Genomic DNA, 13,311 nt, shown 5'->3' with positions numbered 1-13,311 from the left:
AATTATTACTTTCTATCGTCTACGATTGTCTAATATTTATTTTTCTTCAAATTGATTTTATTGTATAGTTTAATAATTCTAATAATCCAATAACATATATACCTAATTTAGGTAATCCAAATGGACTAAATAAAAATGCTAATATTAGTGCTTCAATTACAATTTGCTTGTCTCCTTGAAATATGCTAGCTAATCCAATTATAAAAATCAAAGTAGAAACTACGCTTAACAACGCAGTACTCAAACTTAATATGAAGGTTAAAAAAGCTATGAGCAAACTCAACACTAATCTTATCGGTAATAAAATTATTCTAATTATCCATCTCATACATACTCCTAAAAATTAAACTGGGATTCATAACAAACCCCAGTTTCATAATTAGCGTGTCCTTTAATATAATTTTGCTCCTGCTGGGATATTATCATCCAACATTATTAAGTTAAGTTTTTCTTCTCCGTCGTACTCACAAATTGCAGATATAATCATACCTTCTGAGTCGATTCCCATCATCTTACGAGGAGGAAGATTACAAATCGCAAGTAGTGTCTTTCCAATTAAGCTCTCTGCGCTGTAATATTCCTTAATACCAGATAAAATAACTCTTTCTTTTTCAGAACCATCATCTAATGTAAATTTCAAAAGTTTTTTTGACTTTGGAACTTCTTCGCAGTTCTTAACTTTTACAACTCTAAAATCAGATTTTGAGAAAGTTTCAAAGTCTACCATATCTTCAAATAATGGTTCAACTTTCACTTTTGAAAGGTCAATTTCTTCTGTCGTAAGTTTGTCGTAAGTTTCGTAAGTTTCTTTTGACAAACCCCCATTTTCTGCCTTTTCTAAGCCTATTGGCTTCATTGTTGGGAATAATAATACGTTACGGATTGATTGGCTATTTGTTAGTAACATGACTAAACGGTCAATACCGATACCTACCCCACCAGTTGGAGATAATCCATATTCTAATGCTTGTACAAAATCTTCATCTAATGGATGAGCTTCATCGTTACCAGTTTCTTTTTCTTCTACTTGTTTCATGAAACGTTCACGTTGATCGATTGGGTCTGTTAACTCTGTAAATCCATTTGCATATTCTTTTGTACAAATGAAGCATTCGAAACGATCTGTGAAGCGTGGGTCTTCATCATTTTTACGAGCAAGTGGAGACACTGCTACTGGATGTCCATAAATAAATGTTGGTTGAATTAATGTTTCTTCTACAAATGTTTCGAAGAATTCATTCACTACATGACCATAAGTCATTGAGTCTTCAACTTTCACACCTTTTTCTTTAGCAATCGCACGAGCTTCTTCATCTGTCATTTCTACCCAGAAGTCTACTCCTGTTACTTCTTTAATGGCATCTACCATATGAACTCTCTTCCAAGGAGCTTTTAATTCCACTTCATATTCCCCATAAAGAACTTTTGTTTTTCCTAATACTTCTTGCGCAACGCTTGATACGATTCCTTCTGTTAAGTCCATAACATCTTGATAGTCAGTATAAGCAGTATAGATTTCGATTGATGTAAACTCAGGGTTGTGTGTTGTATCAATTCCTTCATTACGGAATACACGACCGATTTCATACACACGTTCCATACCACCTACTACTAAGCGTTTTAAGTGTAACTCTGGAGCAATACGCATGTATAATTCCATATCTAAAGCATTGTGATGAGTTATAAATGGACGAGCGTTCGCACCACCAGCTAATGTATGTAATACTGGTGTTTCCACTTCTAAGTAATCACGAGAATCTAAGTAATGACGAATTTCACGGATAATTTTACTACGTGTTACGAAACGATCCATACTGTCACGGTTACTAATTAAATCTAAGTAACGTTGACGATATTGTTGCTCTACATTTGTTAATCCATGATATTTATCCGGTAATGGACGTAAAGCTTTTGTTAAATGAACAAATTGATTTGCTTTAACAGATAATTCACCAGTGTTTGTCACCATAACTGTTCCTACAACACCAACGATATCTCCTAAGTCAGCTTTATCAAATAATTCATAAGCTTCGTCTCCAACAACATCCTTACGAACATAAATTTGTAATTGTCCTTTACCATCTTGAATATGAGCAAAACCTGCTTTACCTTTTCCACGTTTTGTCATAATACGACCTGCGATTTGAACTGTCACTTCTTCTTGTTCAGCTAAACTTTCTTTTGTCGCACCTTCAAATTGTTGATGAATTTCTTCAGTGGATTGTTTTTGTTTAAATCCTGTTGAAAAAGGCTCTACTCCTTTTTCACGTAATTGATGCATTTTTTCACGGCGAACTTGTAATTGATCATTCAGTGTTTCTTGTACTTCTACTTCGTTAGACACTGTATTTCCTCCTTTTTGTGACAACTGTCACTGTATTTCTAGTCTATTGTACCAATTATTGTCAGATAAATAAAGCGTTTATATCATCGAAAAAAATTCAATTTGATCTCTTTAACATATGATAAAAGACTTACTTTACTTCTTTTCCACGCTCTAACTGTCTTTCAACACGCTCTAAATGTTCTTGGACAAATTGATCTAAAAGTTGATTCACTTGAGATACCGTTGTAGACTCATTAATCTCAACTTTTGTCTTCGTTGCACGTGGAATTCCTTTTAAGTAATAAGCAGCTAATTTACGGAATTCTTTTGTCGCTACTGCTTCTCCTTTTAACGACGCTAAACGGTCTAAATGTGTTTTAGCAATCTCAATTTTTTCTGGAACAGTATTTTCTGGTAATAATTCTCCCGTTTCTAAATAATGAACGGTTTGTTTAATCATCCATGGATTCGCTAGAGCAGCTCGTCCAATCATAACACCATCTACACCCGCAATGTCAATCATTTTCTTAGCATCTTGAGGAGAACGTACATCTCCATTTCCAATTAATGGAATACGTGTTAAGTTTTTCTTCACTTCTCCAAGAATTTCCCAGTTTGCTTTTCCATCATACATTTGTACACGAGTTCTACCATGCATCGCAACAGCACTTGCACCTGCTCGTTCAGCTGCAAGTGCATTTTCAACGGCATATAAATGTTCATCATCCCAACCGGTACGCATTTTCACTGTTACAGGTTTATCCACTGCATCCACTACTGCGGCAACCATTTCATAAACTTTATTTGGATTTAATAACCATTTTGCGCCTGCTTCAGCTTTAATCACTTTATTAACAGGACATCCCATATTAATATCGATAATCGCAGCCTCTGTATTTTCAGCTACATATTTGGCAGCTTCTACTAATGTATCTTTATTTCCGCCCATAATTTGGACGCTCAATGGGTATTCATTCGGTTCAATATGCAACATGCTTAATGTTTTTTCATTTCTAAATTGAATCCCTTTATCACTAATCATTTCGCAAACAACTAATCCTGCTCCAAATTCTTTTACTGTTACACGAAAGGCTGAATTACTAATTCCCGCCATCGGTGCAACAACTACTGGATTGTCAATTTGAATATTGCCAATCTTAAAACTCATTTCATTTCCTCACTTTCAATCATTCTGCTTAGCTATTGTACCATAGATAGCCAACATTCGTGTATTATCATGATCTATTTTTAGCCTACAAAACATTTGTGGATTTTAAAAAAATATTACTAGCATTATAGAAAAAGAAATGGTACACTATTTATAATTTTTTAATCATTTTTTAAGAAACACAGGAGGAATTTTATGTCTCGAAAGAAAATCACTGACATTATTATTTGTGGATTTGCATTATTTGCTATCTTCTTTGGCGCTGGAAATTTAATCTTCCCCCCTTATCTAGGAGTTATCTCTGGAAATAATTGGGGAATTGCCACTATCGCCTTTTTATTATCAGACCCACTATTACCAATTCTTGGGGTTATTGTAACAACTCTGTTAGGAGGACAAGCAACAGATTTAGGAAAAAGAGTTAGTAAACATTTTTCTATCATTATTGGAGCGATTTCCATCATCTTAATTGGACCATTATTTGCTGTTCCAAGAACCGGATCTACGACTCATGAGATTTTTGTACAATCACTTGTACCCACTGCTCCACAATGGATAACGTCTCTTATCTTTTTCGGGTTAACGTTATATATTGCGATTCATTCACACACCGTTATTGATGCGATTGGAAAATATTTAACACCTATTTTATTATTCATTTTACTACTTGTATTTATTGCGGCTGTAGTTCAGCCAAATGCAGGTTTCCAAACAACAACTTCTACAGGATTATTTTCTCAAAGCTTCAAAGAAGGCTATCAAACAATGGATGCACTTGGAGCAGCCTTAATGGCAGGAATTGTGATATCAGACTTAACTAGACGTGGCTATACAGAGAAAAAAGAACAACATCAAATGATGTTTGGAGTAGGGATTGTCTCTTTCATTTTACTAGCATCAGTGTACAGCAGCTTAACTTATGTCGGAGCAACTGTAAGTACGGTTTATGATTCAACCGTTCAACGACCTGCATTATTAATCGGATTAATTGAAAAATTGTTAGGCTCATTCGGTAAAGTCGCTATGGGGATTGCCATATCCTTTGCTTGCTTAACAACATCTGTTGGATTAATTACAACTTGTGGGCATTATTTTTCAACTTTAACAAATGGAAAATTAGAATATAAAAAAATTGTTGTAGTATCAGTTGTTCTTTCATTCCTTCTATCACTTTTAGGAGTGGATGCCTTATTACAATTAGCCGTTCCAGTACTAAGTGCTATTTTCCCAATGGTCATCGCCTTAATCTTCTTATCCATTTTTGATCGCTATATTGTTTATAACTGGACTTATACAGGTGCAGTTGTTGGAGCATTCTTCATTGGAGGAATTCAAGCGATTCATTTATTCTCACAAATGCAAGGTGGCAACTTCCTAGCTGAATTAGCCGCTTGGACAAATACCTTACCATTACATCAATTCGGATTCGAATGGTTAGTACCTGCTATTATTGGTTCAGTTGTGTTTACTGTTATTAGTAAATTTACTGGAATGGGTAGTAAGAGAGTTTAGGAGTAACATAAGAAACCCGAGGAATTTCATTTTTCGAAATTCCTCGGGTTTATTTTGTATACTCCTATCTCCAACTCTCTTCAATAAACGTATCACGTCCAGACATACCACGGTAACGGTAGTAATGGTCTGGATTTTTCTTATAAAAATCTTGATGATACTCTTCTGCTGGATAAAATGTACTTGCTGGTTCGATTTTTGTAACAATATCTTTTTTAAAACGTCCGCTTTCTTGTAAAGCTTTTTTCGAAGCTTCTGCGATTGCTTTTTGTTCTGGAGAGTGATAGAAAATCACTGGTCGATAAGAATCGCCTCTATCTACAAATTGTCCCATCGCATCGGTTGGGTCTGTTTGTTGCCAATAGACTTCAACTAATTGCTCATAAGAGAAGATTTCTGGATCAAAAGTAATTTGTACAGCTTCTGTATGTCCTGTTGTTCCTGAACAAACTTCTTTATAAGTAGGATTCTCCTTATGCCCTCCTGTATAACCTGCAATGACAGATTCAATTCCTGGTTGTGTATCAAACGGTTTAATCATACACCAGAAGCATCCTCCTGCAAATGTTGCAACTTCTTTTACCATCGTTATTCCTCCTCTTTTTCTAACGAAACATCTTGTCCAAAAATTTTCATTTTAATTGCTAGTCCTGTTCGAGTACCCGCGGTTCCACCTATCCCTGTTTCTCTTAATTCACTTGGCATTTTTCTTCCGATAGAACGCATTGCTTCAATCGTTTCATCTGCCGGAATAACATTTGTAATTCCTGCTAACGCCATATCAGCCGCAATTAATGCATTTCCTGCTCCAATCGCATTTCGCTTCACGCATGGGATTTCTACTAAGCCGGCAACAGGGTCACACACTAATCCTAACAAATTCCCTAATGCAATCGAAAAAGCTTCTGAACATTGTTGTGGGGTTCCTCCGGAAGCTTCAACAGCTGCAGCTGCAGACATCGCACTAGCACTACCAACTTCTGCCTGACAACCACCCATTGCTCCTGCAATCATCGCATTATTGGCTACAACCATTCCGAATGCTGAAGCAGTGAATAGGAATCTAACTTGTTGCTCATGAGTTAAGTCCATGCTATCTGCAATGGAGAATATAACGCCTGGTAATGTCCCACTTGCTCCCGCAGTTGGAGTTGCACACACAATCCCCATTGCTGCATTCACTTCATTCGTTCCTAGAGCGTACTGCACTCCTGCTAAAATGTTATCTCCGGATAAAGTTTTTCCCTTTTCGCGATATTTTTTCATTTTTACAGCATCCCCACCGGTTAGTCCTGTTGGAGAGAATACTCCCTGACCCTGTACACTTCTTTCTACCGCATTTTTCATAGTTTGAAGATTTTTATCCATCTTCGCCCAAATAAATTCTCGACTTTGTTGGGTCGTTTCCATTTCTTGTTCAATCATGACTTCAGAAATAGATTTATTTTGGCTAGTTGCTAATGCGACTAATTCCTGTATGCTAACAAACATCACGAAATTCCTTTCTTAATTTTATGTAAAAACATAGATTGTTTTTTCTTGTTGAATCAATTGTAATTTTTCTTGAAGAGTTGGGGAAATTAATCCATTCAATTCATACCGAATAAAACGAGATGAACCTTCCTTCAATTCTTTTCGTTTTCCAATCGAAACACTAAATTCTTCTAATAGAAGTTCCACTGTTGAAGCTTCTTCAATTGGAAGAATTTCTAAAATAATCGGTAGTGGTCCTGAAAGATTAGAGATGAATCCATCTACTTCCACATATTTGATTTCCACAGTTCCTCCACCAATAGAAGTCCCAATTAAACGGACTCGTCTTGTGGCAGACATCAATGTTAAATCCGCCGTATTCGCATGAGCGACTGGGCTTGGATCATCTCTTTCGATAAATTCAATGGAAACGCCTTGTTCCGTAGCAATTTCCACCGCTTGTGGAACACGTTCATCATCCGTTTCAAATCCCAGAACACCACTAATAACCGCAAAGTCCGTTCCATGTCCTTTATGAGTCTGAGCAAATGATTCGTAATAAATACATTGAACACTTGTAGGAGTTCCTCCAAATAATTGTCTGGCATATCTTCCAATCGCAAGCGCTCCTGCCGTATGAGAACTTGATGGTCCAATCATAATGGGACCGATAATATCGAAACAACTTTTATAATTGAACACTTTATCCACAATAATCCCCCTCTCTTCTCGTACCCTTTATTTTACTTTTTTTCTAGGAAGCTCGTCAAGTTTCCAACTTTCTTAGCTTATTCAAAAAAATACGAACGACTAATCGTTTTTTGCTATAGTCTTTATCTAAAAGCACCTTCCTCATTCTATGGTTACCAACAATTATTTTTCAGTGTCTTCTTGACTTATGTCCTTAATAAACTTACAATATAGTTAACTGGTAATGACCAGTAGACGTTACATGATTTGGAAAGGAGGAAATGATATGGTAGAAACTGAACAAGTGCCACTTTATTCCAAGCTTAGTTTTGACTTAATCGAATATATTACGACACATGGACAGGTTCACCAAAAAATGTTGTCGGAAAGAGAAATCTGTAAAGAGTATGGAGTTAGCAGAACCACTGTCCGTACGGCATTAAAAGAATTAGAAACATTAGGCTATATTTACAAACGCCATGGAAAAGGCACTTTTATTTCTAGTCAATGGAAAGAACGTCAAAATTTACTAGAAGGTTACAGTTTTACAGAACAAATGAAAGAATTAGGAAGAACTCCTTCTACTATCATTACAGCTTTTCACTACTATAAAGCAGATAGTTATATCGCTCAGCAACTAGGAATTGAAACGGGCGAATATATTTATCGACTCAAACGTATTCGGTTTGCAGATGGTATTCCAATGATGAAAGAGACAACCTTCCTACCCGCTAGACTATTCCCTAACCTCACACAAGAACAACTACAAAATCGTTCCTTATATGAAGTTTTCTCTGATGATTTTCAACAAAAAATCATTTATGCAGATGAAGAATTTTCAGCGAGTATTTTAACAAAAGATGAAGCTCCAATATTGGACGGTTCAATTCATGCTGCTTGCTTGCGTTTAAAGAGAACAAGTGTCAATAGCGAAAATCATGTGATTGAATTTACATTAAGCGTTGCTAGAAGTGACCAATTCTTTTATAAAGTTCGTTATCATAGAAATAAACATTAAACAATCAAATATGGGAGGTTTTGAAATGTTTCAATTTTCAAAAGAACAACTAGAAGCACTAACAGCGGAAATCACAACTCGTGAAATTCGCCAACAACCAGAATTATGGCAGGAAGCATTTGACTATTATGCAGAAAACTTAAACCGAATTCAAGCATTCTTAGAGTCATTACCACATAATCACTATCGTGTTATTTTTACCGGTGCAGGTACATCTCAATATGTAGGAGATACAATTTTACCTTATTTAAAACGTCATGGACGTGAAGATCGTTTTGAATTCCAATCTGTAGGAACAACTAATTTAGTAAGTAATCCATTAGATTATTTTAAAGCAGAAATCCCTACTATTTTAGTTTCATTTGCACGTAGCGGAAATTCTCCAGAAAGTTTAGCAAGCGTTCAATTAGGACAACAAATTGTGAAAGAGTTCTATCAAATTACCATTACTTGTGCTCCAGAAGGAAAATTAGCTCTAGCAGCACCTGGCGATGACCGTAACTTATTATTAATGATGCCTGCTCGTTCAAATGATGCTGGTTTTGCAATGACTGGTAGCTTTACTTGTATGACATTAACAGCTTTATTAATTTTCGATGAAGGCCACTCACTTGAAGAAAAAGCTGCATTTGTAACAGCTATTCGTCAAATGGGAGAAAGTGTTTTAGAACGTGAACATGTCTTACAACAATTTGTAGACTTAGACTATGATCGTGTCATTTATCTTGGATCTGGCCCATTAGCAGGTCTAGCACGTGAAGTACAATTAAAAATTCTAGAATTAACAGCTGGTAAAATTGCCACAATCTATGATTCTTCTATGGGATTCCGTCACGGTCCAAAATCATTCGTAGATTCTCGTTCTCTAGCATTTGTCTTTGTTTCAAATGATGCTTATACACGTCAATATGACTTAGATATTTTAGAAGAAATGTATGGAGACAGCATTGCACCTCTAGTATGTGCAGTAGGTGTATCTGTAGAAGGTAAATATGAAGGCACTAGCTTTGATTTTGCAGAAGAATTTTCATCAGTTCCAGATGCTTACTTAGCACTTCCATATGCGATTTTCGGTCAAACGATTGGATTACTATCTTCTGTTAAAGTTGGGAACAAACCTGACACACCTTCTCCAAGCGGAACAGTAAACCGTGTTGTAAAAGGGGTAACCATTCACCCATTAAATGTTTAATTCGTTCATAAATATATCGTAAAAAAGATTAAAAGGAGGGCTATTATGACTACTTATATTTATGCAAAACAATTTTATTTTGAAAACAGTGTAAAAGGTCCTGGATATTTACCTATATTAGATTCTGGAGTGTTCGGAGAATTTCAAGAAGAAAAACCAACGGACGGTTCTATTGTAGACTATTCTGCCTATAGCATTGCCCCAGGTCTTGTGGACACACATATTCATGGATACAAAGGCGCAGATGTAATGGATAATGATGTAGAAGGCTTGAAAACGATTTCTGCTGGCTTACCTAGTTGCGGGGTTACTTCCTACTTACCAACTACTTTAACCGCTTCTAGAGAATTATTAAATGATGTCTGTCAAACTATTGGAGAAAATGCCGCATCTATCTCAGGAGCTAAAATTAGAGGGATTTTCTTAGAAGGGCCTTTCTTTAGTGAAACGTATAAAGGTGCCCAAAATCCTAAATACATGGGAGATCCAAAAACAGAAATTTTAGATGAATGGCAACAAAAAGCAAATGGTTGGGTGAAAAAAATTGCGATTGCTCCTGAACGTGATGGAGCCGTTGACTTTATCAAACATGCTGTCAAAGAAGATATCTACGTTGCCTTAGCTCATACAGATGCAACATATGAAGAATGTAAAAATGCAGTTGAAGCAGGTGCAAATATTTTCGTTCATACTTATAACGGTATGCGTGGACTTCACCACCGTGAACCAGGTGTTGTTGGAGCTGCTCTTACTCTCCCAAATGAATTTAATGTATTTGACGAATTAATTTGTGATGGTCACCATGTTCATCCAGTTTCTGCTAATATTGTCATGAATTGTTGTGGCCGACACCGTACAGCTTTAATTACAGACTGTATGCGTGCTGGTGGATTAGGTGAATGTGAATCTACATTAGGAGAATTTGATGTCATTGTAAAAGATGGAACAGCTCGATTGAAACATAACGGTAGCCTTGCTGGAAGTATTTTAGAACTAATCCAAGGAGTTCAAAATGTTGTAAAATGGGGAATTGCAACTCCTCACGAAGCTTTATTAATGGCTAGTTTAGTCCCTGCAAAATCAGTTGGAATTGACGATGTTTGTGGACATCTAAATCCAGGATATGCAGCTGACTTTATCGTATTAGATGATGACTTACAATTACAAGCAACTTATTTAGACGGTAAAGCTTATTTTGAAAAATAAAAAAGGTTAAACAGAGAATATAAGGCGTGAGAAACCCTTGCAATAAAATGATTAGGAGTGTTAATTATGTCAAAACTAACTGTAACAAAAGGAAAATATGAACATCTAGTTCGTTTATCAAATAAAAATCAGGTCATCGGTGCATTAGCTATCGACCAACGTGGTTCACTTAAAAAAATGATTGCTGCTGGAAATCCAGACCAAACAGGTGATGAAGGTATTATTCATTTTAAAGAATTAATTTCTGAAGAATTAACGAAATATTCAAGCTCAATTTTATTAGACCCTGAATATGGCTTACCTGCTGCAGAAAAAAGAAATGCAGACTGTGGATTATTAATTTCATATGAAAAAACAGGTTATGACGCTACTGAAATCGGCCGCTTACCTGATTTATTACCAATCTGGTCAGCTAAACGTATTAAAGAAATCGGAGCAGATGCAGTAAAAGTATTACTATACTATGATATTGACGAAGATCCAGCAATTAACGATATTAAACACGCATGGGTAGAACGTGTTGGTAGTGAATGTACTGCGGAAGATATTCCTTTCTTCTTAGAAATCGTTTCTTATGATGCAAGTAATGAAGATGTAAAATCTGCTCACTATGCAGGCTTAAAACCTCATAAAGTAAATGATGCGATGAAAGTATTCTCTGATCCACGTTATCAAGTAGATGTATTAAAAGTTGAAGTTCCTGTAAATATGAACTTCGTAGAAGGCTTTACAGCAGAAGGCGTTGAACCAGTTTATACTCGTCAAGAAGCTTTAGCATACTTCAAAGAACAATCAGAAATCACACACTTACCATTTATCTTCTTAAGTGCGGGTGTATCTGCAGCATTATTCCAAGAAACATTACGTTTCGCTCAAGAAGCAGGCTCTAAATTTAACGGAGTATTATGTGGACGTGCAACTTGGAAAGATTCAGTAGCAGTTTATGCTAACGAAGGAGACGAAAAAGGTCGTGAATGGTTAGCTTCAACTGGTCGTCAAAATATTGAAGACTTAAATGTTGTATTAGATGCAACAGCTACTTCATGGTTAGATCGTGTAGAAGTAAAATAAGTTTATAAATACAAAAAAGGTTGGAGTTATTCTCCAGCCTTTTTTAATTAGTGACTTTTAGTCCGTCATTAAAAAAACCACCTAGCCTGTACTGCACCCCAAAAGTTAGACATGAAAAATCTAACTTTTGGGGTGTTTTTTAATGAAATTAACTTATGAAGATAAAATAGAAATTTATCAACTAAGAAAACAAGGTGAAAGTTTAAAGAATCTTTCAAAGAAATACGATATTGCCGATTCTAATATTAAATACTTAGTTCGATTGATTGATCAATATGGAATAGAAATTGTTAAAAAAGAAAAAAATCGTTACTATTCACCAAAACTAAAGCAGGAAATAATGAATAAAGTTCTTTTAGAAGGTCGTTCACAAACAAGTGTGGCTATTGATTATGCACTTCCTAATCGTTCCCTACTTTCAAATTGGCTAGCACAATATAAGAAAAATGGGTATACTATTGTTGAGAAAACAAGAGGGAGACCAAATTCAATGGGACGTAAGCCAAAGAAAAAATTAGAAGAAATGACAGAATTAGAACATCTTGAATTAGAAAATCTATACTTAAAGGCGGAAATTGCTGTTCTAAAAAAGTTGAGGGAACTACGATTGAAGGAGGAAAAAGAGAAAGAAGAAAAACTGAAATTGTTCAAGAATTAATCAATGAATTTCCATTGGATATTCTTCTTAAAGTAATTAATTTAGCTCGTTCAACGTACTATTACCATTTAAAACAAATGAACCAACCGGATAAGGATCAACAGCTTAAAGATGAAATACAAGATATTTTTACAGAACATAAGGAAAACTATGGTTACCGTAGAATTCATTTAGAATTAAGAAATCGTGGCTTTAAAGTGAATCATAAGAAGGTACAACGCTTAATGAAAGCACTTGGTTTAATTGCCCGTATTCGTCGTAAACGCAAATATTATTCATACCAAGGAGATGTTGGAAAGAAATCAGATAATCTGATTCAACGTGATTTTGAAGGATCTAAACCAATGGAAAAATGTTACACAGATGTAACGGAGTTTGCCATTCCAAGTAGTGAACAGAAACTATATTTATCACCAGTCTTAGATGGATTTAACAGTGAAATTATTGCGTTCAATCTTTCTCGTTCACCTAACTTACATCAACTAAAGGCAATGTTAAACGAGGCATTTACAGATGAAAAATACAAAAATACTATTCTCCACAGTGACCAAGGTTGGCAATACCAGCATGATTCTTATCATCGATTTTTAGAAAGTAAAGATATAAAGCCGTCTATGTCACGTAAGGGGAACAGTGCAGATAATGGTATGATGGAATCTTTCTTTGGTATTTTGAAATCAGAAATGTTTTATGGATTTGAAAAAGAATTTAAGTCTCTTGAGGAATTAGAGAAAGCTATTATCGATTATATTGATTATTACAACAACAAACGTATAAAAATTAAACTGGATGGACTAAGTCCTGTAAATTACAGAATAACTCATTCAAACTCTGCTCGTATTGCTTAACTAGTAAATCTAATTGAAAGTTTAATAATATTTCCAAGAAAAAACGCGCCAAAAATTTTGGCGCGAACCCCCTAGGGGGTTATTCATACATTTTGTTTTATTAATCAAAAAGAGACGACTTAAGTCGTCTCAAAAAAGTCTAACTTTTT

12 protein-coding genes are annotated in these 13,311 nt (G+C 35.4%); 6 read left to right on the top strand and 6 right to left on the bottom strand.

The genetic code is table 11. From position 1 onward, the window contains the following. Positions 1-46: 46 nt before the first annotated feature. From LK443_RS02940 to dusB, 3 genes are all read right to left on the bottom strand, one after another. Positions 47-328, bottom strand: coding sequence for a CD1845 family protein (locus tag LK443_RS02940; RefSeq protein WP_039880650.1), 282 nt, complete (start codon positions 326-328; stop codon positions 47-49). Between the two features lie 63 nt (positions 329-391). Then, positions 392-2,344 (bottom strand): lysine--tRNA ligase, encoded by a 1,953-nt coding sequence (gene lysS, locus LK443_RS02935; protein WP_227932059.1) that lies wholly within the window; start codon positions 2,342-2,344, stop codon positions 392-394. A gap of 130 nt (positions 2,345-2,474) precedes the next feature. After that, on the bottom strand, positions 2,475-3,494 hold the full coding sequence (gene dusB, locus LK443_RS02930; protein WP_227932058.1) for a tRNA dihydrouridine synthase DusB: 1,020 nt from the start codon (positions 3,492-3,494) through the stop codon (positions 2,475-2,477). A 195-nt stretch (positions 3,495-3,689) separates the two neighbouring features. On the opposite strand from dusB, the gene brnQ reads away from it, so the two are divergent. Further along, positions 3,690-5,006 (top strand): branched-chain amino acid transport system II carrier protein, encoded by a 1,317-nt coding sequence (gene brnQ, locus LK443_RS02925; RefSeq protein ID WP_227932057.1) that lies wholly within the window; start codon positions 3,690-3,692, stop codon positions 5,004-5,006. Positions 5,007-5,070: 64 nt separating this feature from the next. Here the strand turns inward: brnQ and msrA are convergent, their stop codons facing one another. Genes msrA through LK443_RS02910 form a run of 3 tightly spaced genes read right to left on the bottom strand, consistent with a single transcriptional unit; the run spans position 5,071 to position 7,139 of the window. Continuing rightward, positions 5,071-5,592 carry a peptide-methionine (S)-S-oxide reductase MsrA gene (gene msrA / locus LK443_RS02920; protein ID WP_227932056.1) on the bottom strand — a complete coding sequence of 174 codons (522 nt, stop codon included), beginning with the start codon at positions 5,590-5,592 and terminating at the stop codon, positions 5,071-5,073. 2 nt (positions 5,593-5,594) lie between these two features. Beyond that, complete coding sequence (gene sdaAA / locus LK443_RS02915) at positions 5,595-6,497, bottom strand: L-serine ammonia-lyase, iron-sulfur-dependent, subunit alpha (RefSeq protein WP_227932055.1); 903 nt, start codon at positions 6,495-6,497, stop codon at positions 5,595-5,597. A 21-nt stretch (positions 6,498-6,518) separates the two neighbouring features. Next, the gene (locus LK443_RS02910) at positions 6,519-7,139 is read right to left on the bottom strand and encodes a serine dehydratase beta chain (RefSeq protein WP_265416440.1); all 621 of its coding nucleotides are present in this window, start codon (positions 7,137-7,139) and stop codon (positions 6,519-6,521) included. Between the two features lie 316 nt (positions 7,140-7,455). Between LK443_RS02910 and LK443_RS02905 the strand changes: the two genes are divergently transcribed. The 5 genes from LK443_RS02905 to LK443_RS02885 all read left to right on the top strand — a co-directional run bounded on the left by LK443_RS02905 (position 7,456) and on the right by LK443_RS02885 (position 13,162). Next, positions 7,456-8,187, top strand: coding sequence for a GntR family transcriptional regulator (locus LK443_RS02905; protein WP_227932053.1), 732 nt, complete (start codon positions 7,456-7,458; stop codon positions 8,185-8,187). Positions 8,188-8,212: 25 nt separating this feature from the next. After that, positions 8,213-9,379, top strand: a complete 1,167-nt coding sequence (locus LK443_RS02900; RefSeq protein WP_227932052.1) for an SIS domain-containing protein — start codon at positions 8,213-8,215, stop codon at positions 9,377-9,379. 45 nt (positions 9,380-9,424) lie between these two features. Continuing rightward, positions 9,425-10,585, top strand: coding sequence for an N-acetylglucosamine-6-phosphate deacetylase (nagA, locus tag LK443_RS02895; protein WP_227932051.1), 1,161 nt, complete (start codon positions 9,425-9,427; stop codon positions 10,583-10,585). 66 nt (positions 10,586-10,651) lie between these two features. Further along, positions 10,652-11,656, top strand: a complete 1,005-nt coding sequence (lacD, locus tag LK443_RS02890; RefSeq protein ID WP_227932050.1) for a tagatose-bisphosphate aldolase — start codon at positions 10,652-10,654, stop codon at positions 11,654-11,656. A gap of 142 nt (positions 11,657-11,798) precedes the next feature. After that, a protein-coding gene (locus LK443_RS02885; protein ID WP_227931110.1) for an IS3 family transposase occupies positions 11,799-13,162 on the top strand; the annotation gives its coding sequence in 2 pieces (ribosomal slippage) (positions 11,799-12,240 and positions 12,240-13,162; 1,365 coding nt in all). The last annotated feature ends 149 nt before the right edge of the window (positions 13,163-13,311 follow it).

The sequence above is a fragment of the Granulicatella elegans genome (assembly GCF_020735385.1).
Lineage (GTDB): Bacteria > Bacillota > Bacilli > Lactobacillales > Aerococcaceae > Granulicatella > Granulicatella elegans_B.
The sequence above is the reverse complement of the archived record's forward strand: the minus strand, read 5'-3'. Positions and strand labels throughout refer to the sequence as shown.

Coding starts and splice junctions, on each gene's coding strand:
- LK443_RS02910 (WP_265416440.1), bottom strand. CDS start 7,139: ATGATTGGACCATCAAGTTCTCATACGGCAGGAGCGCTTGCGATTGGA.
- dusB (WP_227932058.1), bottom strand. CDS start 3,494: ATGAGTTTTAAGATTGGCAATATTCAAATTGACAATCCAGTAGTTGTT.
- sdaAA (WP_227932055.1), bottom strand. CDS start 6,497: ATGTTTGTTAGCATACAGGAATTAGTCGCATTAGCAACTAGCCAAAAT.
- LK443_RS02905 (WP_227932053.1), top strand. CDS start 7,456: ATGGTAGAAACTGAACAAGTGCCACTTTATTCCAAGCTTAGTTTTGAC.
- msrA (WP_227932056.1), bottom strand. CDS start 5,592: ATGGTAAAAGAAGTTGCAACATTTGCAGGAGGATGCTTCTGGTGTATG.
- lacD (WP_227932050.1), top strand. CDS start 10,652: ATGTCAAAACTAACTGTAACAAAAGGAAAATATGAACATCTAGTTCGT.
- nagA (WP_227932051.1), top strand. CDS start 9,425: ATGACTACTTATATTTATGCAAAACAATTTTATTTTGAAAACAGTGTA.
- LK443_RS02940 (WP_039880650.1), bottom strand. CDS start 328: ATGAGATGGATAATTAGAATAATTTTATTACCGATAAGATTAGTGTTG.
- LK443_RS02900 (WP_227932052.1), top strand. CDS start 8,213: ATGTTTCAATTTTCAAAAGAACAACTAGAAGCACTAACAGCGGAAATC.
- brnQ (WP_227932057.1), top strand. CDS start 3,690: ATGTCTCGAAAGAAAATCACTGACATTATTATTTGTGGATTTGCATTA.